Here is a 23,261-nt window from a genome sequence, read left to right as displayed (position 1 = left end):
GAAACGTGTGGAACGGGGTTGGCGTGCGCGAGGCGTGAACCCGGATAACGTATGGCGGGGCGGACAGATTGCCGGAGCGTAAAATTCCGCCACGGATGGTCTGGTAACGTGATATGGCCCCGATTGGGTTAATGCTGCATTGATGTGCAGGCGGCAAGCCAATCTTCCCCATCGGGAAAGGGTGATGTGTGAGTGATGCGAACATGGCCCCCCTTGCGGCGGGGCGCGTATGGGCCGCCTGGGGGGCGCTGGCGGTGGCTACCTTCGCCATCGGCACGGGTGAGTTCGCGCTCATGGCGCTGCTGCCCGGCGTGGCGGGGTCACTGGGGGTTGGCGTGCCGGTGGCAGGCCATGTCATCAGCGCCTATGCGCTGGGCGTTGTGGTGGGCGCGCCGCTCGTTACCCTGTTTGCCGCCCGCATGCCCCGGCGCAGGCTGCTGCTGGTGATGCAGGCCGTGTTCGTGGCGGGCAATGCCGGGTGCGCCCTGGCGCCCGGTTATGCCACGCTGGTGGCCCTGCGTTTTCTGACCGGGCTGCCGCATGGCGCCTTTTATGCCGTGGCGGCGCTGGTGGCGGCAGAAATGGTGCCGCCCGCGCGCCGGGGGCGGGCGGTGGCGGGCGTATTTTCCGGCCTTACGATTGCGCATGTGGTGGGCGTGCCGCTGGTGACATGGGTGGGCGAAGCACTCGGTTGGCGCGCGGTTTACGGGCTGGTCACGCTTATGGGGGGCGTGGCGTTCGGACTGATGGCGCGCAACCTGCCGCGGGTGCCGGTCGATCCCGCCCATGCGCCCTCCCTGCGGCGCGAGCTTGGCGCGCTCCGCCGCCCGCAGGTCTGGCTGACGCTGGCCACGGGGGCGGTCGGGTTTGGTGGCATGTTCTGTGTCGGCACCTATCTTTCCACCGTGCTGCTCGGGGTGACGGGGGTCTCGGCTGGCGTGCTGCCAGTGGCGCAGATGCTGTGGGGGGTGGGCATGGTGGCGGGCAACATGGCGGGCGCGCGGCTGGTGGATGTGAGCCCGGTGCTGGCCATCATCGTAACCCTGGTGGCGAGCACGCTCATGTCCTGCCTGTTTGCACTCTGTGCGGGCAATGTATGGCTGATCCTGCCGGTCATCGGGCTGACCGGCTGCATCATCGCCCTGCTGCCTGCCCTGCAGACCCGGCTCATGGACGTGGCGGCCGAAGCGCAGGGGCTGGCGGCAGCACTCAACCATTCCGCCGTCAACATCGCCAACGCCTTCGGGGCATGGCTGGGCGGGGCGGTGATTGCGGCGGGTTATGGGGCGCAGTCCGTGGGGTGGGCCGGGGCCTGCCTTTCGGCGGTGGGGCTGGGGATTTTCCTGATCGGGCTGCCCGCTTCCCGCAAGGCTGCGTGTAAACGATAGAAGTTTTTGGTGAAGCTTTTTTTCAAAAAGCTTCAGAAGACGCCGCCTTTTTGAAAAAAGGCGGCACCTGAAAACTTTTCTTATTTTTTTATCAATGATCTGTTTTCAAATAATCTCCTGTCAATCTGGGAGTTTTTATTCTGCATTCGCGGCTTCAAGCTCGGTTTCGGCTTCCAGCCAGTCTTCCTCCGCGCGGTCATGTTCGCGTGCAATGGCGGCAAGGCGGGTGTTGAGCGCAGTAACCTCATCGGGCTTGCCGGTTTCATACAGTTTGGGGTCGGCCAGGCGGGCTTCGAGCTTTGTGCGTTCCGCCACCAGTTTCGCCATAAGCTGCTCGGCATCGCGGATGCGCCTGCGCAGGGGGGCTGTGGCCTTGCGGGCCTCGGCGCGTTCGCGGCGGTCATCGCGCTTCGGGGCAGCGGCGGGGCGGTCGGGGTTGCTGGCTGCGACCGCGCGGGCGCGTTCGGTCAACCACACGCGGTATTCCGCCATGTCACCCTCAAACGGGCGCACCGTGCCATCACCCACCAGCCACAGCCGGTCGGCCACGAGCTCAACCAGATGCGGGTCATGGCTTATCAGCAGCACGGCGCCCTCGAATTCGGCCAGGGCGCGGATCAGCGCATCACGTGCATCAAGGTCAAGGTGGTTGGTGGGTTCATCCAAGATCAGCAGGTGGGGGGCATCGCGTGTGGCCAGCGCCAGCAGAAGGCGAGCCTTTTCGCCACCTGACAGGTCGCGCGTGGGTGTTTCGGCCCGCTCCGCATCAAGCCCGAAGCGGGCGAGCTGCGCGCGCACGGCGGGTGGCGTGGCATCGGGCAGGGCGCGGGCCATGTGGTCCACCGGCGTCTCGTCCGGGCGCAGTTCCTCGGCCTGATGCTGGGCAAAATAGCCCACCTTCAGCTTGGGGCTGTGCTGGATCGTGCCGGACTGAGGTTCCAGCCTGCCTGCCACCAGCTTGGCAAAGGTGGATTTGCCGTTGCCGTTGGCACCCAGCAGGGCGATGCGGTCCTCCATGTCGATGCGCAGCGACAGGTTGGAGAGGATGGTGTGCTCGCCATACCCCGCACTCACGCGCTCCATGGTCAGCATCGGCGGTGGCAGGGCGGAGGGTTCGGGGAAGGAGAAGTGGCTGGGCACATCCTCCACCACGCTGTCGATCTGCGGCAGTTTTTCCAGCGCCTTGATGCGGGCCTGCGCCTGCTTGGCCTTGGTGGCCTTGGCGCGGAAACGGTCGACAAAGGACTGCATATGCGCGCGCTTGGCGTTGATGCGCTCGGCCATGCGGGCCTGTTGCAGCGCCTGCTCGGTGCGGATGCGCACGAACTCCTCATATCCGCCGGGCGTGAGCGTGAGCTTGCCCCGGTCTAGATGGGCGATGGCATCCACCGCGCGGTCAAGCAGCCCGCGGTCGTGGCTGACAATGAGCGCAGCCCCCCCAAAGCGGGCCAGCCAGTTCTCGAGCCAGATCGTGGCTTCAAGGTCCAGGTGATTGGTCGGCTCATCGAGCAGCAGCAGGTCGGGGTTGAGGAACAGCGCGGTCGCCAGCGCCACGCGCATGCGCCACCCGCCTGAAAAGTCGGATACCGGGCGCGCCTGGGCGCTGGCGTCAAAGCCAAGGCCGGACAGGATGGCGGCGGCGCGGGCGGGCGCGCTATGGGCATCGATGGCGAGCAGGCGTTCGTGAATATCGGCAATGCGGGCGGGGTCGGTGCAGGTTTCGGATTCGGCCAGCAGGCTCGTGCGCTCGGTATCGCCCGCCAGCACGGTGTCGAGCAGGGAGCCATAGCCGGTGGGCGCCTCCTGCTTGATGCGGGCCATGCGGGCGCGCGCCGAGAGGTGAATGGTGCCGCCATCGGGCGCGATATCACCCGCAATGGCTGCCAGCAGCGTGGACTTGCCCGCCCCGTTGCGGCCCACGAGGCCGATCTTGCGGCCGGGGTCGATGCTCAGGCTCGCGCCATCAAGCAGGGTGCGCCCTGCAATGCGCAGGGTCAGGTCAGATATGACGAGCAGGCTCACGGGCGGAAAACTCCGGCAATAAAGGGGGCATGGCTGGTTTCGTGCGGGTTTGTACCTACCAGTCTGCGGCGATATGCTCTAGATGGCGGTTGTAAGGTGATGTCGGCTTATGTCCAATGCCGCCTCGTATATTTTGCAACCTGTTGAAAGGAGCTGTCCCATGGCAGTCGAACGTACCCTCTCCATCATCAAACCCGATGCGACCCGCCGCAATCTGACCGGCAAGATCAATGCCGTGTTCGAAGGCAATGGCCTGCGCATCGTTGCCCAGAAGCGCATCCAGCTGACCAAGGCGACCGCTGGCGCGTTCTATGAAGTGCACAAGGAGCGCCCGTTCTACAACGACCTCGTGTCCTTCATGATCTCCGGCCCGGTCGTGGTGCAGGTGCTTGAAGGCGAGAACGCCGTGCTGAAGAACCGCGAAGTGATGGGTGCGACCGACCCCAAGAAGGCCGAAGCCCACACCATCCGCGCCCAGTTTGCCGAGAGCATCGAAGCCAACTCCGTGCACGGCTCCGACAGCCTCGAGAACGCGAAGAACGAGATCTCCTTCTTCTTCGCTGGCACCGAGATCCTGCCCTGATCCTTCCGGATCAGAAAAGGGCCGGGGTATCATGCCCCGGTTACGGAAAAGCCGACCTTCGGGTCGGCTTTTTTTATGCCTGCGGGCTGGTTTGCGTATAAATATTTTATCGCACGTAATGTTGTTAAAAGCGGAAATGACAGATCTGGCCGTGCAGAGGCCCGGCTACGGTAAAAGCAGAAGAGAAAAAGCTTCGACAGGACGCTGCCTTTAAAAAAAGACAGCGTCCGGAAGCGTGTTTACACCGCCAGCAGGCTGGCAGCCGCATCAGGCGCGGGTGTCGTGGCCGGGGCCAGCACGCGGCGCAGGGCGGCGGGGTAGAGCCTGTGTTCCTGCTCCAGCACGCGGGCGGCCAGTGTGTCTGGCGTATCGCCATCCAGCACCGGCACGGCGGCCTGGCCGATGACCGGGCCTTCGTCCATGCCCTCGGTCACCCAATGCACGGTGCAGCCGTGGATGCGGGTACCGTTTTCCAGCGCGCGCTCATGCGTGTGCAGGCCGGGAAAGGCGGGGAGCAGGCTGGGGTGGATGTTGAGCATCCGCTCCTTCCACGCCGTGGTCAGGAACGGCGTGAGCAGGCGCATGTAGCCCGCAAGGCAGATATATTCCACGCCCGCGGCCCGCAGCGCGGCGTCGAGCGCGCGCTCATGGCCTTCGCGGTCGCGGGGGTAGGCGCGGTGGTCGATGGCCTGCGCCGCAAGCCCGGCTTTGCGCGCCACGTCCAGCCCCGGTGCATCGGGGTTGTTGCTCAGCACCAGGGCAATGCGGGCGGGGTAGTCAGGCCGTGCGCAGGCTGCAATCAGCGCGCGCATGTTGCTGCCGCGCCCGCTGATGAGGATGGCGATGGGTGTCTTGTGCATCGGGGCCGGGTCAGTCACGCAGTTCGGGTAGTTCATCAAAGGTCAGCGTGGCCGGGCTGTCCGGGCTCTCGCCCTGCGTGATGGCGCCGATGATGAAGGCCTGCTGCCCGCGCTCGGCCAGTTTCGCCATGGCGGCATCGGCATCACGCACCACCAGCACCATGCCCACGCCACAGTTGAAAACGCGCAGCATTTCCTCGGTGGTGACATTGCCAATGCTGGCCAGCCACGGGAAGACCGGCGGCACCGGCCAGGCCGTGCCATCGAGCACGGCGCGCACGCCTTTGGGCAGCACGCGCGGCAGGTTGCCCGGCAGGCCGCCGCCGGTAATGTGGGCGGCCCCCACAAGCAGGCCCGCATGATGCAGGTCGAGCACAGGGCGGACATAGAGTGTGGTGGGCGTCATCAGCGCCTCGCCCAGCGTCTGGCCCTCGGCGAAGGGGCAGGGGGCATCCCAGCCCAGCCCGCTGCGTTTGACGATGTTGCGCACCAGCGAAAAGCCATTGGAGTGCACGCCCGCCGAAGGCAGCGCGATCAGCGTGTCACCGGGGCGGATATCGCCGGGCAGCAGCGCCGTGCGCTCTGCGGCACCGACCGAAAAGCCAGCCAGATCGTAATGGCCGGGGCCGTACATGCCCGGCATCTCGGCGGTTTCGCCGCCCACCAGCGCACAGCCCGACTCGGCGCAGCCCTTTGCTATGCCGCGCACCACCTTGGCTGCATCCTCGACCGCAAGCCTGCCGGTGGCGAAATAGTCGAGGAAGAACAGTGGCGTTGCGCCCTGCACCACAAGATCGTTCACGCACATGGCCACGAGGTCGATGCCCACGGTTTCATGCAGGCCGCTCTCGATGGCGATCATGAGCTTGGTGCCCACGCCATCGGTGCACGACACGAGAATGGGATCGGAAAAACCGGCGGCCTTGAGGTCGAACAGCGCGCCGAATCCGCCAAGCCCCCCCATGGTGCCGGGGCGGTCCGTGGCCTTTGCCGCAGGTTTGATGACCTCGACCAGGGCGTCGCCTGCGGCGATATCCACCCCGGCATCGCGGTAGGTGGCGCTCGGCGCGTTGGCGGGGTTGGCGTTGGGCGGGCGGGGGGCGGACGTCATGCAGCAGGCCTTTTTCACAAGCAAACTATCACTTTCCCGGACTCCCTCGCGCAGGCTATGAAAACCGCCCTGGGAGCCGGGTTCAAACGGACTTCCGGCTTTCTTTACGTCATGGTGGGGCTGCGCACAAAGCGGTGGTTGAGCATACGAAGCTGAAAACGGATGAAAACACGCCTGCCGCAATGATCGGCCAGATGGTGTTGCCGTTTGCCCACACGCCGCGTTTCCGTGCTGCCGATTTCGTTTTTGCCGCCTCCAACGCCGCTGCCCGCAGCTGGCTGCTTGGCCCCACGCCATGGCCCGAGCGCAGGCTGGCGCTTTGGGGGGCGGCGGGCACCGGCAAGACCCATCTGCTTGAAATCTGGGCCCGCCGCCATGGCGCGCGGCTGCTGCATGGGGCCAGTCTGTCGCATGCGCATGTGGCGGCCCTGTTCCCGGCCTGTGGCGCGCGCGTGCCGCTCATGGCCATTGCGCTCGATAGTGCTGATGAATGCGCCGATGAGCGCGCGCTTTTGCACCTGATCAACGCCGCGCGCGAGCATGGCATGGTGTTGCTGCTGGGGGCGCGCACGCCGCCCGCGCGCTGGGCCGTGGCCCTGCCGGATCTGGCCAGCCGGTTGCGCGCAACCATGGCGGTGGCCATCGGCCAGCCGGGCGACGGGCTTTTGCGCGTGCTTTTGCTGCGCCTGCTGGCCGAGCGCCAGATGGTTGTGGCGCAGCCGGTGGTGGAGTGGCTGCTGCGCCGCCTGCCGCGCACGGCGCTGGCCGTGCAGGAGGCCGCAAACCGGCTGGATCATGCAGCCCTTGCCTCGGGCCGCCCGGTCACCCGCGCCCTGGCCGCACACGTGCTGGCCGACCTTCTGCCAGCCGAACTGCCGCTCGTGTCGCTGGACTAGAAGCGCCGGGGCGGAGCCTGTCATAAAAAATTCATAGGCGGCAGGCTGAGGCGCGCTGGCAGATATCCCTTTTGGAATAAAGGTTTTTGGGGGCCATCTTTTTCCCAAAAAGGCAGCATTCCCTGAAGCGTTTTGAAAAAAGCCTCCCCTGAGGGGAATGGCGCGCCCGCACGGGCTTGGTGCTGGCCAAAAGGGCGCTCTGTCGTCTAGAATCACTTGCAACAAGCAATGCCACCGCCGAACGGGAGCGCGAATCCATTGGCCAGAACGCCACGCAAGCCTGCCACGGGCGCAAAACCGGCGCCCCGCGCGCGCAGCCGCGCTGCCTCCGCCAAAGCGGCAGGGCGACAGGTTGCGCTGCGCGCAGCCCCTGAAACCACAATCGACGCCACATCACCCGCGCGCTTCATCAACCGCGAGCTGTCGTGGCTCGACTTCAACCAGCGCGTGGTCGATGAGGCCGACAACCCCCGCAACCCGCTGCTCGAGCGCGTGCGCTTCCTGTCGATCAGCGCCTCCAACCTTGATGAATTCTATTCCGTGCGCGTGGCGGGGCTTGTGGGGCAGGTGCGCGAGGGGCTGGTCAAGACCTCGCCCGACGGGCTGACGCCCCAGCAGCAGCTTTCGGCCGTGCGCGAGCGTACGGGGCGGCTGTTGCAGGAGCAGCAGCGCATCTGGCGCGACCTGCAGCGTGAGCTTGAGGGCGCGGGCATCGTGGTGTGCGATGAGGTCTCGTTCACCGCCGAGGAACAGGAATGGCTCGATAGCTGCTTCATGGAGCGCGTCTTCCCCGTGCTGACGCCGCTGGCCATCGACCCCGCCCATCCGCTGCCCTTTATTCCCAACATGGGCATTGCGCAGGCGCTGCGCCTGATGAATGCCGAGACCGGGCAATTCGTGATGGAGGCGCTGATCCTGCTGCCTGCGCGCATCGAGCGTTTCATCCGGCTGCCAGCAAGCCTTTCGCCGCCTGGTGTCACGCGCTTCATTCTGCTCGAGCGCCTGATCGTGATGTGCATCGACCGCCTCTTCCCCGGCCTCGTGGCGGGCGACTGGGGGGTGATGCGCGTGGTGCGCGACACGGACGTGGAGTTCGAGGACGAGGCTGAGGATCTGGTCCGCTCGTATGAGAGTGCGCTCAAGCGCCGCAGGCGTGGCGTGGTGATCCATCTCGATATCGAATCGCGCATGCCTGAGGATCTGGCCCGCTCCATGGCCGACGGGCTTGCCCCGCCGCCGGATGAAGTGTTCGTGCAGTCCGGGCTGATCGGGGTGGTGGACCTCAAGCAGCTGATCGTCGATGACCGGCCCGACCTTCTGTTCCCGCCCTACACGCCGCGCTTCCCCGAGCGGATTGTCGATTGCGGGGGCGACTGCTTCGCCGCCATCCGCGCGCGCGACATGATCGTGCATCATCCGTTTGAAAGCTTTGACGTGGTGGTGCAGTTCCTGCGGCAGGCCGCGCTCGACCCCGCCGTGGTGGCCATCAAGCAGACGCTGTACCGCACCTCGCGCGACAGCCCGATCGTGAAAGCGCTGATCGAGGCGGCCGAGGCAGGCAAGGCCGTCACCGCCATGGTGGAACTGCGCGCCCGGTTTGACGAGGAGGCGAACATCCGCCTCGCCCGCGCGCTCGAGGCCGCTGGCGTGCAGGTGGTGTTCGGCTTCTCCGACCTCAAGACCCACGCCAAGCTCAGCCTCGTGGTGCGGCGCGAGGGCAGCGGCCTGCGCTCGTATGCGCATTTCGGCACGGGCAACTATCACCCCATCACGGCGCGGATCTATACCGACCTGTCGTTCTTTACGTGCAACCCGGAGCTTGCGCGCGATTCGGCGCGGCTGTTCAACTACATGACCGGCTACGCCATGCCCGCGAAGATGGAGGCGATCGCGTTCTCGCCCGTCACCATCCGCCGCACGCTTGAAGAGCTGATCGCAGGGGAGATCGCGCATGTGCAGGCGGGCAGGCCGGGGCAGATCTGGCTCAAGATGAACTCGCTGGTCGATCCCGACCTGATCGACCGGCTGTATGCCGCATCCTGCGCGGGGGTGCGTATTGTGGCCGTAGTGCGCGGCATCTGCTGCCTGCGCCCCGGCGTGCCGGGCCTTTCGGAGAACATCAAGGTCAAGTCCATCGTGGGGCGCTTCCTCGAGCATGCGCGCATCTATGCCTTTGGCGACGGGCACCGCCTGCCATCGAAGCAGGCGAAGCTGTATATTTCCTCGGCGGACTGGATGCAGCGCAACATGGACTGGCGGGTGGAAAGCATGGTGCCCATGCTCGACCCACAAATTCATGCCCGCGTGCTTGACCAGATCATGATGATCGATCTCAAAGACAACCTGCAGTCGTGGATTCTACAGCGTAACGGGGTCTGGCGGCGGCTGGAGCCGGGGCGCAGGCCCTTTTCATCGCATGAGTATTTCATGGAGCATCCGGGCTATCCGGTACGTGGCGCGCCAGAAGCCCCGATCCGGGTCAGCGCGTCGCAGCCGTGGCATGCGGAGCAGATTATTGAGGACTGAGGATTACGGCATGGGCACGCTCAAGGCAGGATGCGCTGGCAGCATATGGGGCGCGATGTGACGGGTGCTGGCGGGTTTCGCCGTTCGGCGGTCATTGATCTGGGTTCGAATTCCGTGCGCCTTGTGGTGTTTGACGGCATTTCGCGCAATCCCGCGCCCATTTTCAACGAGAAGGTCGTGCTCAGGCTGGGCCGGGGGCTCAACGCCACGGGCCGGCTGAACGAGGAGGCGGTGCCGCTGGCCATGGAGGTCATGGCCCGCTTCAACGCCATTGCACGCGGCATGGAGGCCAGCCCCTTCGAGGTACTGGCCACGGCGGCGGTGCGTGACGCCACCAACGGGCCGGAATTCGTGGCGGGCCTGAAATCACGCCTGCCCGGCGTGCCGATCCGCATCCTGAGCGGGGAGGAGGAGGCCGATTATTCCGCCACCGGCGTGCTGTGCGGCATCCCCGACGCCAACGGGCTGGTGGCCGATATTGGCGGTGGCTCGCTTGAGCTGATCCGTATCGAGAACGGGCGCAAGCGCGATGCCTGCACCCTGCCGCTGGGCGTGATCCGGCTTAATGACCGCGCCGATGGCGATCTGGCCCGCGCGCGCGCGCTGGTCGATGAGGACCTGGCCCGCGTGGGCTGGCTGGAAGATGTGCGCGGGCAGGATCTGTACCTGGTGGGGGGCGCCTTTCGGGCGCTGGCGCGCATGCAGATCGCGCGCACGGCCTATCCGCTCAATATCGTGCATCTGTACCAGCTTGCGCCTGATACCGCGCGCGAGATGACAGACTGGATCCTGGGGGCCAACAAACGCTCGATCGAGCGCCTGCCCGGCGTGCCGCGCAAGCGGCTCGATGATGCGCCCTATGCCGCCACCGTGCTGCGCCGGCTCATGCGGCATGCGCAGCCCAACGGGCTGGTCTTCTGCGTCGATGGCCTGCGCGAGGGGTGGTACATGCGCAATGTCGCCGCCAGCGTGGCCGATAATGACCCGCAGGATGCCGTGGCGCGCGAGATGTGCTGCATGCTCGGCCGCAGCATGCAGTTGCCCGAGCGCCTGGCGGACTGGACGGCGCCACTCTTCCCCGATGAAGACCCCGTGGCCCGCCGCCTGCGCGCGGTGGCGTGCTGGCTGTCGGATGTTGGCGCGCATGACCACCCGGAATACCGGGCCGAGCAGACCTATCTGCGCATCCTGCGCCTGCAGGGGGTGGGCTTTACGCATCAGGCGCGGGCCTTCCTGTCGCTTACGCTTGCGGTGCGTTACGGGGCTGACCTGTCGGTGGCGTATCTGCAACCCTCGCGCCAGTTGCTCGACCCCGCGCAGTTTGCCCATGCCGTAGTGCTGGGGCAGGCCTTGCGGCTGGCCTATACGGTGAGTGGCGGCACGGAAGCCCTGCTTGATGGCACGCGGCTGGAAATGGCCGATGGCACGCTGTCGCTGCATTTTGCGCCGGGGCGCGATGTGGTGCAGGGCGAGAGCGTGCGCCGCAGGCTCGAGCGCCTGGGCAGTGCAATGGACATGCCGGTGCGCATCCGCGATCACTGACTGGCGCGCTGATTGAAAGGTCAGCAGTTTATGGATGCCGCCTTTTTTCATAAAAGGCGGCGTTTCCTTGCAGGCTGTTTGAAAAGGCAGGTCTAATAATATCCTGAAATGATAAAAGTTTTTGGTGAAGCTTTTTTCAAAAGTTTCGGAATACGTCGCCTTTGCCGAAAACAGGCGGCATCCAGAAACGCTCAGGTATATCTGTGACGGAGGCGGCATGAAGCACGGAGAGCAACGCGACCTGCTGCTGATACGCGGCGGCACGGTCGTAACGGGGCAGGCCAGCCTGCGGGTGGATGTGCTGTGCGGCGGCGTGGGGGAAATTCTGGCCGTGGGGCCGGAGCTTGAAGCCCCCACCGGCTGCATGGTCATTGATGCCGACGGCCTGCTGGTGCTGCCGGGCGGGGTTGACCCCCACACCGGCATTGGCGCGGATGAGGCCGGTTTTGCTGCAACGGCTGCGGCGCTGGCAGGCGGCACCACCACCGTAATTGATGTGATGCAGCCCCACGGGCGGGACATGGCGCAGGCCTGGCGCGACTGGCGGCATGCGGCGGTCCGTGCGCCGGTCGATGTCGGGCTGTGCATGGGGCTGCCGGATGCCGGTGGCGCTGTCACGGGCGGCATGGACACGCTGGTGGCCCATGGGGTCAACAGCTTTCACCTGTCCATGGCATCCGGCATGGCGGACCGTGAAATCCTTGATCTGGCGGCTCATGCGGCGGGCCTTGGCGCCTTATGCATCATCGAAGCGCAGAACGCGCACGCCATGGGTTACCTCCGCGCGGCTCTTGACCATGCGGGCGTGAGCGGAGGCGAGGCCTGCCTGCTGGCCTGCCCGCCCGCCATCGAGGCGGAAGCCGTGGGCCGGGCCATCATGCTGGCAGGGCTGGTGGGCGCACCGGTGCATGTGGGGCCGGTTTCAACCGCGGGTGCGTGTGCCGCCATCATTGCCGCCCGCGCCCAGGCCCAGCGCGTGCAGGCGCATGTGCTTGCACCGCATCTTGTGCTTGATGAGGCGGTATATGATGCCGATGATGCTTCCCCCTATCTGATCCGTCCCCCTTTTCGGGATGGCACGCACCGCCGCGCGCTGTGGGGCGCGCTGGCCTGTGGTGCGGTGAGCATGGTGGCCAGCGGCTTCAGCCCGGTGGGGCAGGCGGGCCATGGCGTGGCAGGGGGGCTGGCCGAGCGGATGCGCGTGGTGTGGCGGCATGGCGTGCAGGCGGGCGTGATGGAGGCGGAGGAATTCGTCCGCGCCACGTCGGAGGCGGCGGCAAGGGCGTTCAACATCTACCCCCGCAAGGGGGCCATCATGCCGGGCGCGGATGCCGACCTCGTGCTGTGGAACCCCGATGCGCAGGAGACCCGCCCTGCCAGCGCGGGCGGGCTGTACGGTGGCATCGCGCTGGGCGGGCAGGCGGTGTGCGTGATCCGGGGCGGGGTGGTGGCATTGCGCAACGGAGCGCTACATGAGGGAGCGGGCCGGGGAGGCTACGTGCCCTGCCCGGCCTTCCGGTCCGGCTTGTCGGCACGTATGCGGCAGGCGGCGCGGTTATCCGTTTAAAAGTAACGCCCTGACAAAAATGATAAAAGTTTTCGGGTGCTGCCTTTTTCCCAAAGGACAGCATTCCGGGCCGCACCCTGAAAAGAGGCCTCAGGGCATTGCCCCTTTGCTTTCGGGCAGGGTGACAGGGTAGGATCACGTTCCCATATAAGGGGATCATAAGACATCAATGGCTGTTCCGGCTGTCTGCCTTGAGGGGGGTGAGGCGGTCCGTGGCCACAGGACAAGGGAACAGGTTTGACGGGGATCAGACACGATATCCGTTTCTATGTCGGAAACGAATATCATGTGTTGGCCAACATCGCGCCAACACGCACGCTGCTGGACTGGCTGCGCGAGGAACGTGGCCTCACCGGCACCAAGGAAGGCTGTAACGAAGGCGATTGCGGCGCCTGCACGGTGCTTGTGGTGCGGCTTGAAGGCGAACGCCTTGTCTGGCGCGCGGTCAATGCGTGCATCCAGTTCGTGAGCATGCTCGATGGCGCGCAGGTGCTCACCATCGAGGACATGCGCGCGCCTGATGGCACGCTGCATCCGGTGCAGCAGGCCATGGTGGAGCATCATGGCTCGCAATGCGGGTTCTGCACGCCGGGCTTTGTCATGTCCATGGTGGCGGGCCGCAAGGCGGCGGGGCTTGCGCAGGATGAGCGCGGCATTGACGACATGCTGGCAGGCAATCTGTGCCGCTGCACCGGCTATGCGCCCATCGTGCGCGCGATGCGTCATGCCATGCAGGCCGGACCGGACCATTTTGATGCCATGGCGGATGATATGGCCGACCGCCTGCGCGCCCTGCGCGATGGGGCCACGGTTGACATCACCGCTCCCGCGGGCCGCCTGAGCATTCCCGTAACGGCGGATGCGCTGGCCCAGACGCTGCTTGAAAACCCCGCGGCCCGTATCGTGGCGGGCGCGACCGATGTGGGACTGTGGGTGACCAAGGGCCTGCGCGACCTGCCGCATGTGGTCTCCATTGGCCAGATTGCCGACCTGCGACGTATCGGGCCCACGGCGGAAGGGCTGTACATCGGCGCTGCCGTGACATGGCAGGAAGCCCGCGCCGCGCTGGCGGAAATCCTGCCCCAGCCGGATGAGGACGTGTTTCGCCGCATCGGTTCGGTGCAGGTGCGCAATGCGGGCACGGTGTGCGGCAATATCGCCAACGGCTCGCCCATTGGCGATGGCCCGCCGGTGCTGATCGCGGCCGGGGCCATTTTGCACCTGCGCCGGGGTGACGTGCGCCGGACCATCGCGCTGGAAGATTTCTTCATCGAATATGGCAAACAGGACCGCGCGCCGGGCGAGTTCGTGGAGGGGATCACCATTCCCACCCCCGCGCCCGATACGGTCATCCGCGCATGGAAAGTGTCCAAGCGGTTCGATCAGGATATTTCGGCCATTCTGGCTGCGTTTTCGCTCACGCTTGCGCCTGATGGCACCATCAGCAACCCGCGCATCGCCTTTGGCGGCATGGCGGCCACCCCGCGCCGCGCGCGGCTTACGGAGGCAGCGCTTGCGGGCCGCAGGTGGAATGAGGCCACGTTACAGGCCGCGCGTGAGGCGATCATGAAGGATTTCACACCCCTGACCGACATGCGGGCGAGTGCGTGGTACCGCAGCACCGTGGCCGCCAACCTGCTCACCCGGCTTTACGCTGAGTGCGGGCCGCAGGCCGACCGTGTGCCCACCAGCGTGCACGCGGCCTGCGCCGCCACGGGAGATCACGCTCATGGCTGATGCCAACATTACGGCCACCGCAGATCCCGCTGCTGGTGTCGTGCCCGGCGGCGCATCGGAAAGCCTGCGGCACGAGAGCGCGGCCATGCATGTGCAGGGCACGGCCAGCTACATTGACGACCTGCCCGAACCCCGTGGCACGCTGCACCTCGTGCCCGGGCTGAGCACGCGCGCCCATGCCCGCATCGTGTCCATGAACCTTGACGCCGTGCGGCAGGCCGCGGGCGTGGTGGCGGTCTATACGGCCGCCGACATACCGGGCGAGAACCAGATCAGCCCGGTGGGCAAGGGCGATGAGCCGCTGCTGGCAAAGGATCTTGTCTCGTTTTACGGCCAGCCCTTGTTCGTGGTCGCCGCCACCACGCGGGGCGCCGCCCGGCGTGCGGCGCGTCTGGCGCAGGTGGAGTATGAAGACCTGCCCGCCATCCTGAACATTGCGCAGGCGCGTGAAAACGGCAGCCCGATGGTCTGGCGACAGATGGAAATGAAGCGCGGCGATGCGCTGGCCGGGCTGGAACACGCGCCCCGCAGGCTTGCGGGCCGCATTACCGTGGGCGGGCAGGAGCATTTCTATCTCGAAGGGCAGGTGGCCCTTGCCCGGCCGGGCGAGGAAGGGGAGATGCATGTCACCTCATCCACCCAGCACCCGACCGAGACGCAGCACATGGTCGCCCATGTGCTCGACCGCCCCTCAAACCTCATTACCGTCGAGGTGCGGCGCATGGGCGGCGGCTTTGGCGGCAAGGAAACGCAGGCCAATGCCTGTGCCTGCCTCGCCGCCCTCGTGGCTGATAAAACGGGCCGGGCCGCCAAGATGCGCCTCGACCGCGATGACGACATGACCATGACCGGCAAGCGTCATGACTTCGTGATCGATTATGATGTTGGCTTTACCGCTGAAGGGCGGATCGTGGCGGTGGACATGGTGCTCGCCGCGCGCTGCGGCTGGTCGGCCGACCTGTCCGGCCCGGTCATCGACCGTGCGCTGTTCCATGCCGATAACGCCTATTTCTACCCCGATGTGCGCCTGCGCTCGGAGCCGTTGCGCACCAACACGCAGTCCAACACCGCCTATCGTGGCTTTGGTGGCCCGCAGGGTATCGTCGCCGCCGAGCGCGTGATCGAGGAGATTGCGTTCGCCACTGGCCTCGACCCGCTCGAGGTCCGCCTGCGCAACGCCTATGGCACGCATGACCGCAACGTCACGCCCTATAACATGGTGGTGGAAGACTCGATTACCCACGACCTGCTGCCCGCGCTGGCCCGGCGCTGCGATTACGAACAGCGCCGGGCGGCGTGCCGCGAATTCAATGCCGCCAGCCCGTACCTGCGGCGTGGCATCGCCATCACCCCGGTCAAATTCGGCATCTCGTTCACCGCCACCCATTACAACCAGGCCGGGGCGCTGGTGCATGTCTATACCGATGGCTCGGTGCAGGTGAACCATGGCGGCACCGAGATGGGGCAGGGGCTGCACACCAAGATGGTTCAGGTGGCCATGCGTGAATTTGGCCTCGGGACCGACCAGGTGCGCATTACCGCCACCACCACCGGCAAGGTGCCCAATACCTCGGCCACAGCGGCCTCGAGCGGGGCTGACCTCAATGGCATGGCGGTGCTTGATGCCGTGCGTCGCATCAAGCGCCGGCTGGTGGAATTTGCCGCCAGCCACTGGAACGTGGGCGAGGATGAAGTGCGCTTCGCTCCCGATGGCGTGCATGTGGGCCACAAGGTGATTGCGTTTTCGCACCTGACGCGGCAGGCCTATTTCGCGCGCGTGTCCATGTCGGCCAACGGGTTTTATAAAACGCCCAAGATCTCGTGGAATGGCGATACGGGGCAGGGGCGGCCCTTCTATTACTTCGCCTACGGGGCTGCATGTTCGGAGGTGGTGATCGACCTGCTGACCGGCGAGACGAAAATCGACCGCGTCGATATTTTGCATGATGCAGGCCAGTCGCTGAACCCCGCACTCGATATCGGCCAGATCGAGGGCGGTTTCGTGCAGGGCGCAGGCTGGCTGACCTGCGAGGAACTGGTATGGGATGAGGCAGGCCGCCTGCGCACCCACGCGCCAAGCACCTATAAGATCCCTGCCTGTTCCGACCGCCCGCGCGTGTTCAACGTGGACCTGCTGGAAAACGCGCCCAACCGCGAGCACACCATCTTCCGCTCCAAGGCCGTGGGCGAGCCGCCCTTCGTGCATGGGGTGTCGGTGCTGCAGGCGATATCGGACGCGCTGGCCAGCCTTGATGGCTACCGCACCTGCCCCCGGCTCGATGCGCCCGCCACGCCGGAGATGATCCTGCGCACGGCAGAGCGCCTGCGCTGCGGCCCGCCTCCCGCTGGCTGACCCCCCGTGAGCATGGAAATGCGCGCCGATCTGGCCCGGTGGCGGCTCATGGGTCAGCCGGTGGCCCGGATCAGCGTGTCAGCCGCGCGGGGCTCCACCCCGCGTGAGGCAGGTACGTTCATGCTGGTTACGGCCAGCGGGCAGTCCGGCACGGTGGGCGGCGGTGACCTGGAATGGAGCGCCATCCATCACGCCCGCGCCCTGCTGGCCAGCGGGGGGCAGGCGCGCGAGATGCGCATCGACCTCGGGGGGCGCTCCGGGCAGTGCTGCGGGGGCGAGGTGATGCTGTTCATTGATGTGCCCGATGGCAGGGGGCTCGATGGCATCATGGCGGAACTCGAGCGCCAGCGCCGCGAGGCCCCGCTGCTCCTGCTGTTTGGCGCAGGGCATGTGGGGCGCGCGCTGGCCCATGTGCTGGCCCCACTGCCGCTGCGGCTGGCATGGTGCGATTCGCGCCCGCATGAATTCGGTCCCGTCATTCCCGCAGGGGTGGACGTGCATGATGATGGTGACTGGCAGCGCCTGGTAACAGATGCGCCCGCCGGTTCCGGCGCGCTGGTGCTCACCCAAAGCCATGCGCTTGACAGCGTGATTGTTGCATCCATCCTCGAACGGGGCGACTTTCGCTATGTGGGCCTGATCGGCTCGCACACCAAGCGCCGCCGTTTCGAGCTGGCCTTCCGCGCGCTCGGCCTGCCCGAAGACCGCATCAATGCCATGGTCTGCCCCATCGGGGGGCAGGGCGTGCGCGACAAGCGGCCCCCGGTCATCGCGGCGCTGGTGGCGGCGGAAATCGTCACGCGCTTCCTGCACGCGCCGCAGGAAGATGGTGATGCAGATGGGGATGAGAGACGCTTATGAATGATCCGCTTTCGCGCACGCCCCGCATGATGCGCCTGCACGCGCGGGGCATTTCCTACTTCAATGCGGTGCGGGAATGCCGCTCCATCCGCGAGGCGGCGCGCAGGCTCAATGTCACGCCCTCGGCGCTGACGCGCCAGCTTGCGCAGATGGAGGCCGAGATCGGCGCGCCCCTGTTCGACCGCCTGCCCGAAGGCATGGTCCTGACCGAGGTGGGCACCATCATGGCCCGCCATATCGTGACCGTGATGCAGGATGCCGCCCGCACGGAGGAGCAGATCAACGCCCTGTCCGGCCGGCATGACGGCAGGCTGCGCATCATGGCGGTGGAAGGCATTGCAGGCCAGCTCCTGCCCGCGCTGCTCGAGCGCATCATCTCCGCCTTTCCCACCGTTGAACTGCATGTGGAGGTGGGCGCGCCCAAGACCATCGTCTCGGCGTTGCAGGATGGGCGGGTTGACCTTGGCATCGCGTTCTCGCTGGCGCTTTACCCCGAACTGCGGCGTGTGGCGGTGGGGCACTTTCCCGTCGGCGCCGTGGTGCGGGCCGACCATCCGCTGGCGCATCTGCGGACCGTGACGGTAGAGGAATGCGTGGCCTACCGCCTGATCCTGCCCACGCGCACGCTCTCGCTCTACCGCGTGATGGAACCCATGCTGCGCCCGTGGCAGGACCGGCTGAACGTTGTGCTCCAGACCGGCTCGATCGAACTGACCAACCGCATGGTGCTTGCAGGCGCGGGGCTGGCCTTCCAGTCGCCGCTGGCCGTGGGCGTGCAGCCCGGCCAGGACAGCCTGCGCCATGTGCCATTGCGTGACACCCGCGCCGTGACCGACCTCGGGGCCTATGTGCGCGAATCCCGCTGGCTGCCGCCCCTGCTGGAAACCGTGATCGAGGAGTTACGCCTGGAACTGCGCCGCGTGCAGGGCGTGAGCGACGAGCGCGTGGTCTGATATCCGTTGCTATTTAAGCAACGTAACGATGAAATCATTCTACTGGACGAAACACCCTGCGGGCTGATTAGATCAATCCATCATGGTGCGGTTGGGGGATAATCCGTATGGCGTCGGGGGACGTCATACGGGGCTGCATCAGCACAAGACGAAAAAAACAGATGGGGACCCGCAGATGGATACCAACATGCAGCCGAAAGACGGGGGGCTGGCGGCACTCGATGCAGCCGTGCGCCGTGATCTGGAAATCATCCGCTACCCGCGCAAGGAATGGGTTCCCCCCATCGAACGTAATGGCCAGCGCGTGCTTGATGTGGCGATCATCGGCGCGGGGCAGGGTGGTCTTGCCACGGCGTTTGCGCTCAAGCGCAACAACATCACCAATGTGCGCATATTCGATCGGGCATCGAAGGGCGGCGAAGGCCCGTGGGTGACATTCGCGCGCATGATTACACTGCGTACCCCCAAATACGTGACCGGCCCCGATCTTGGCGTGCCCTCGCTTACCCCGCGCTCATGGTATGAGGCGCAGTACGGCGTGGCCGCGTGGGAGAAGCTGGACAAGATCCCCCGTGGCGACTGGCAGGCCTATCTCGACTGGTACCGCGACATCCTCGACCTGCCGGTGGCCAATGACCATGAATTCACGGGCGTTACGTGGGAAGATGGCCTGCTGCGCCTGACCTTCCGCCGCCCCGATGGCACGAGCCACGTGCATTATGCCCGCAAGCTGGTGCTGGCCACCGGCATCGAGGGCTGTGGCACGTGGCATGTGCCCGACTTTATCAGCAGGGGCCTGCCGCGCGAACGCTATGCTCATACATCCGAGGCGATCGATTTCGCGGCACTCAGGGGCAAGCGCGTCGGCGTGCTGGGTGCCGGGGCCTCGGCGTTCGATAACGCCGCCACCGCACTCGAGGAAGGTGTGGGCAGCGTGACGCTTTGCCTGCGCCGCAAGGAAATTCCTTCCATCAACCCGTACCGGTGGATGGAGAATACCGGCTTCCTCGCCTACTACCCCGCCCTGTCCGATGAGCTGCGCTGGGGCTTCATGCGCCGTATCTTCGACCTCAACCAGCCGCCCCCGCAGGATACGTTCTGGCGGTGCCGCAGGCATGAAAACTTTGCCTACCGCACCGGCTGCCCCTGGACGGGCGCGCGCATGGAAGGCGATGAAATCGTTGTCGATTCGCCCACCGGCGAAATGCGCTTTGACTTCGTGATTATTGGCACCGGCTTCGCCACCGACCTCTCCCGCAGGCCCGAGACCGCCTCCTTCGCTCCCTCCGTCGCCCTGTGGGGCGAGCGCTACAGGGCGCCCGCAGGCGCCGAGAGCACGGTGCTCGAGAGCTATCCTTACCTGGGCGACTGCTATCAGTTTCTGCCGCGCCACAAGGATGATCCGCTGGCGCCCATGCTGGCCAACATCCACAACTTCACGTTCTCGGCCACGCCGAGCATGGGGCTGTCGGGGGCCTCGATCAGCGGCATGCGCTTTGGCGTCGAGCGCCTGGCCCACGGGCTGGGGCGTGACCTTTACGTGGCCGATGGCCAGCAGCACCTTGAAAGTCTGCTGTCCTATGACGTGGCGGAACTAGTCAGTCTCGATCCTCCTGTTGCATGATGCGCCCCGGGTAGATTTATCCATTCGGGAGAGAGTGAGTAGATGAGCAGCGCTGTAAGCCTTTCACCTTCCGCGCCGGGTGTTGCCGGTGCGGGGGCAAGCAATGACCACAAGGTTCCCCCCGTGGCGGACATGGCCCGGATGATCGGCCTGAACATTCCGGTGGCGTGCCTGCCCGATGTCGTGGCCAATACGGCGTTGCTGCAGGGCTATGCCGACCTCGTGACAGGCTTCGTGCTGCCTGATGACTGCGAGCCAGCCTACGAGTACGCGCCATGACCGCACATGCCATGGGCGCAGCGCTTGGCATCGCCGCTGACATACGCGCAGGCCGCCGCAATGCGGTGGGCGTGGTCACGGCGGTCATTTCCGATATTGAAGCGCGTGACACCCGCTTCAACAGCGTGACCCGCATCCTTGGCCCCGCCGCCGTGGCGCAGGCCGAGGACGTGGACAAAGCCATTGCCGCAGGCCGCGACCCCGGTCCGCTCGCGGGCGTGCCCTTTGGCGTGAAAGACCTGTTTGACGTGCGTGGCGAGGTCACCACCGCAGGCTCCATCGTGTTGCGCGACAACCTGCCCGCCAGCGAGGACGCCACCGTCATTGCCCGCCTGCGCGCCGCCGGCGCCGTGCCGGTGGCAACCCTGAACATGGATGAGTTCGCCTACGGCTTCTCGACCGAGAACGCGCATAACGGCACCACCCGCAACCCGCATGATCGCGCCCGCCTTGCCGGTGGTTCCTCCGGCGGGTCGGCGGCCGCCGTGGCGGCGGGGCTGCTGCCCTTTACGCTGGGGTCGGACACCAATGGCTCGATCCGCATCCCGTCGGCGCTGTGCGGGGTGTGGGGGCTCAAGCCCACCTACGGGCAGGTGCCGCTGCACGGTGTCTATCCGTTCGTGGCCAGCCTTGATACCGCAGGCCCAATGGCCGACACGCTCGAAGACCTGATGGCGGTCTATGGCATCATGTCCGGCCGGGACGTGTCAGTCCTGCCCGATGTGGCATCCGTGAAAGTGGCGCGGCTGGGGGGCTGGTTTGCCCGCAATGTCAGCACCGAGCTTGCCGCCGCGATTGATGGCGTGATGGCGCATCTGGGCCATGACCGCGTCATCGAACTGCCTGAGGTGGCGCGGGCGCGGGCTTCGGCCTTCCTCATCAGCGCGGCGGAAGGGGGCAACCTGCACCTGCCCCGCCTGCGCAGGCGCTCCATGCAGTATGACCCCGCTACCCGCAGCCGCCTCATGGCAGGCGCCATGCTGCCTGCCGCAACCTTCGTGCAGGCGCAGCGCTTCCGCCGGTGGTTCCGCGCGCAGGTGCATGCGGCCTTCACGCAGGCCGATGTGCTGGTGGCGCCCACCACGGTGGGCGTTGCGCCGCGCATTGACCAGCCTTCCATCATGGTGGATGGCAAAAGCGTTTCCGCGCGGGCCAATCTGGGCATCTATACCCAGCCCATCAGCCTGGCCGGGCTGCCGGTGCTGGCCACCCCGCTGGCCGCGCCGGGCCTGCCGCTGGGCATCCAGCTGATCGGCGCGCCGGGGGCTGAGGCAAAACTGTTTGCCGTGGCCGCCGAACTGCAGCGCGCGGGCCTTGCCGCCTGCCGCCCGCTTGATGCGGGTTACGCGCGGAAGGAGCAGGCATGCTGAACACGCCGCGTTCATGCCGGGGGATGGTCACATCCCCCCACCACCTTGCCAGCCAGGCCGGGCTTGACGTGCTCAAGGCAGGCGGCACCGCCATCGAGGCCGCCGTGGCCACCGCTGCGGCATTGGCCGTGGTCTATCCGCACATGACCGGCATTGGCGGTGATGCCTTCTGGCTGACCATGTGGCCCGATGGACGGGTCGAAACCATTGATGCCTGCGGAGCCGCGGCCCAGAAGGCGGATGCCGCGTTCTATCACGCGGCAGGCCATGACACGATTCCGTGGCGTGGCCCGCTTGCGGCCAATACGGTTGCGGGCACGGTGTCGGGGTGGGAGATGGCCCTGTCATGGAGTCACGCCATGGCGCCGGGCCTGCCGCTTGGCCGCGTGCTGCGCGATGCGCTGTACTATGCCGAGCAGGGCGTGCCCGTAACCGCGGGCGCAGCCGAGATCACCCGTCAGAAAGTGGATGAACTCAAAAACGTGCCCGGCTTTGCCGCGCAGTTCATGCCCGGCGGCAAGCTGCCGCAGGCAGGCGACATCCTGCACAATCCGCGCCTGGCAACGACCCTGCGCCAGCTGGTCGATGAAGGGCTTTCCAGCTTCTATCGCGGCACGGTGGCGCGCGAGCTTGCAGCCGACCTTGAGGCCCTTGGCAGCCCGCTGGCCCTGGCCGACCTGCAGGCGCACAGGGCAACGCACCAGCCAGCCCTCCATGCCCGCATTCACGGCGCGGACCTGTACAATATGGCGCCGCCCACGCAGGGCGTGGCCTCGCTGCTGATCCTGGCGCTGTTCGACCGGCTCAAGGCGGCGGAAGCGAATGATTTCGATTACCTGCACGGTCTGGTTGAAGCCACCAAGCAGGCCTTCCGCTACCGCGACACGCATGTGGGCGATCCCGCCTACATGACCGTGCAGGCGCAGGATATCCTTGATGACCGCAAGGCGCTCGACCGCATGGCGGCCGCGATCAATCCCAACAGGGCGGCCCCCTGGCCGTGGCAGTCGCAGCAGGGCGATACGGTCTGGCTGGGCGTAATCGATTCCGACGGGCTGGCCGTAAGCATGATCCAGAGCCTGTATTTTGAATATGGCTCGGGCGTGGTGCTGCCGCGCACGGGTGTTGTGTGGCAGAACCGGGGCACCAGCTTCGGCCTTGACCCGCAGGGGTGGAACGGACTGCAGCCGGGCCGCAAGCCGTTCCATACGCTCAATCCGGCGGGCGCGCGTTTTGAGGATGGCCGGACCATGGTGTACGGCACCATGGGCGGCGAGGGGCAGCCCCAGACACAGGCGGCCCTGTTCACCCGTTATGCGCGTTACGGCATGCCGCTCCAGCGCGCGATCACGGCGCCGCGCTGGCTGCTGGGCCGCACATGGGGGGAATCCAGCGTCAGCCTGAAATATGAGGACCGCTTCGACCCCGAGGTGATTGCGCGCATGAGTGCCGCGGGCCACCAGATGGAACGCGTTGCGCCGTTTTCCTCCATCATGGGGCACGCTGGCGCACTGGTGCGCCATGAATCCGGGCTGCTCGAAGGGGCGACCGACCCGCGCAGCGATGGGTGTGTCGCAGCATGGTAAACG

At 66.2% G+C, this 23,261-nt stretch carries 17 protein-coding genes; 14 read left to right on the top strand and 3 right to left on the bottom strand.

What is annotated here, in order from left to right; translation table 11 throughout:
• Nucleotides 1-203 precede the first annotated feature (203 nt).
• Nucleotides 204-1,388, top strand: coding sequence for an MFS transporter (locus CDI09_RS01735; protein WP_205836720.1), 1,185 nt, complete (start codon nt 204-206; stop codon nt 1,386-1,388).
• Between the two features lie 135 nt (nt 1,389-1,523).
• On the opposite strand, the gene CDI09_RS01730 is transcribed toward CDI09_RS01735, so the two are convergent.
• A complete protein-coding gene (locus CDI09_RS01730) occupies nt 1,524-3,410 on the bottom strand; it encodes an ABC-F family ATP-binding cassette domain-containing protein (RefSeq protein WP_078526782.1) in 1,887 nt (628 codons plus the stop codon).
• A gap of 160 nt (nt 3,411-3,570) precedes the next feature.
• On the opposite strand from CDI09_RS01730, the gene ndk reads away from it, so the two are divergent.
• Nucleotides 3,571-3,993: a nucleoside-diphosphate kinase gene (ndk, locus tag CDI09_RS01725; RefSeq protein ID WP_010514331.1), complete on the top strand. Its 423-nt coding sequence runs from the start codon at nt 3,571-3,573 to the stop codon at nt 3,991-3,993.
• A gap of 239 nt (nt 3,994-4,232) precedes the next feature.
• On the opposite strand, the gene purN is transcribed toward ndk, so the two are convergent.
• Together purN and purM are read right to left on the bottom strand one after the other, a co-directional pair.
• Entirely contained in the window at nt 4,233-4,853 is a 621-nt protein-coding gene (gene purN, locus CDI09_RS01720; RefSeq protein WP_078526784.1) for a phosphoribosylglycinamide formyltransferase, read from the bottom strand.
• A 10-nt stretch (nt 4,854-4,863) separates the two neighbouring features.
• The gene (gene purM / locus CDI09_RS01715; protein WP_078526786.1) at nt 4,864-5,964 is read right to left on the bottom strand and encodes a phosphoribosylformylglycinamidine cyclo-ligase; all 1,101 of its coding nucleotides are present in this window, start codon (nt 5,962-5,964) and stop codon (nt 4,864-4,866) included.
• 134 nt (nt 5,965-6,098) lie between these two features.
• Here purM and CDI09_RS01710 point away from each other — a divergent pair, with 134 nt between their 5' ends.
• The 12 genes from CDI09_RS01710 (at nt 6,099) to CDI09_RS01655 (ending at nt 23,258) form a co-directional block, all read left to right on the top strand.
• Nucleotides 6,099-6,860 carry a P-loop NTPase family protein gene (locus tag CDI09_RS01710; protein ID WP_078526788.1) on the top strand — a complete coding sequence of 254 codons (762 nt, stop codon included), beginning with the start codon at nt 6,099-6,101 and terminating at the stop codon, nt 6,858-6,860.
• A gap of 228 nt (nt 6,861-7,088) precedes the next feature.
• Nucleotides 7,089-9,386, top strand: coding sequence for an RNA degradosome polyphosphate kinase (locus CDI09_RS01705; protein WP_110571160.1), 2,298 nt, complete (start codon nt 7,089-7,091; stop codon nt 9,384-9,386).
• Between the two features lie 45 nt (nt 9,387-9,431).
• The gene (locus CDI09_RS01700) at nt 9,432-10,928 is read left to right on the top strand and encodes a Ppx/GppA family phosphatase (protein WP_078526792.1); all 1,497 of its coding nucleotides are present in this window, start codon (nt 9,432-9,434) and stop codon (nt 10,926-10,928) included.
• Nucleotides 10,929-11,145: 217 nt separating this feature from the next.
• Nucleotides 11,146-12,495 (top strand): amidohydrolase family protein, encoded by a 1,350-nt coding sequence (locus tag CDI09_RS01695; RefSeq protein ID WP_078528089.1) that lies wholly within the window; start codon nt 11,146-11,148, stop codon nt 12,493-12,495.
• Nucleotides 12,496-12,741: 246 nt separating this feature from the next.
• Nucleotides 12,742-14,232 carry a xanthine dehydrogenase small subunit gene (gene xdhA / locus CDI09_RS01690; protein WP_167370259.1) on the top strand — a complete coding sequence of 497 codons (1,491 nt, stop codon included), beginning with the start codon at nt 12,742-12,744 and terminating at the stop codon, nt 14,230-14,232.
• A complete protein-coding gene (gene xdhB, locus CDI09_RS01685; protein ID WP_078526796.1) occupies nt 14,225-16,585 on the top strand; it encodes a xanthine dehydrogenase molybdopterin binding subunit in 2,361 nt (786 codons plus the stop codon). The genes xdhA and xdhB overlap by 8 nt, the downstream gene beginning before the upstream one ends.
• Before the next feature lie 6 nt (nt 16,586-16,591).
• On the top strand, nt 16,592-17,446 hold the full coding sequence (xdhC, locus tag CDI09_RS01680) for a xanthine dehydrogenase accessory protein XdhC (RefSeq protein WP_078526798.1): 855 nt from the start codon (nt 16,592-16,594) through the stop codon (nt 17,444-17,446).
• Nucleotides 17,443-18,399: a LysR family transcriptional regulator gene (locus CDI09_RS01675; RefSeq protein ID WP_078526800.1), complete on the top strand. Its 957-nt coding sequence runs from the start codon at nt 17,443-17,445 to the stop codon at nt 18,397-18,399. Before xdhC ends, CDI09_RS01675 begins: the two co-directional genes overlap by 4 nt.
• A gap of 175 nt (nt 18,400-18,574) precedes the next feature.
• The gene (locus tag CDI09_RS01670; protein WP_078526802.1) at nt 18,575-20,023 is read left to right on the top strand and encodes an NAD(P)-binding domain-containing protein; all 1,449 of its coding nucleotides are present in this window, start codon (nt 18,575-18,577) and stop codon (nt 20,021-20,023) included.
• Nucleotides 20,024-20,065: 42 nt separating this feature from the next.
• Nucleotides 20,066-20,302, top strand: a complete 237-nt coding sequence (locus CDI09_RS01665) for a DUF4089 domain-containing protein (protein WP_078526804.1) — start codon at nt 20,066-20,068, stop codon at nt 20,300-20,302.
• Nucleotides 20,299-21,672, top strand: coding sequence for an AtzE family amidohydrolase (locus CDI09_RS01660; protein WP_078526806.1), 1,374 nt, complete (start codon nt 20,299-20,301; stop codon nt 21,670-21,672). Before CDI09_RS01665 ends, CDI09_RS01660 begins: the two co-directional genes overlap by 4 nt.
• Nucleotides 21,666-23,258 carry a gamma-glutamyltransferase family protein gene (locus CDI09_RS01655; RefSeq protein ID WP_078526808.1) on the top strand — a complete coding sequence of 531 codons (1,593 nt, stop codon included), beginning with the start codon at nt 21,666-21,668 and terminating at the stop codon, nt 23,256-23,258. Before CDI09_RS01660 ends, CDI09_RS01655 begins: the two co-directional genes overlap by 7 nt.
• The last annotated feature ends 3 nt before the right edge of the window (nt 23,259-23,261 follow it).

Source organism: Komagataeibacter nataicola, assembly GCF_003207795.1.
Lineage (GTDB): Bacteria > Pseudomonadota > Alphaproteobacteria > Acetobacterales > Acetobacteraceae > Komagataeibacter > Komagataeibacter nataicola.
The sequence above is the reverse complement of the archived record's forward strand: the minus strand, read 5'-3'. Positions and strand labels throughout refer to the sequence as shown.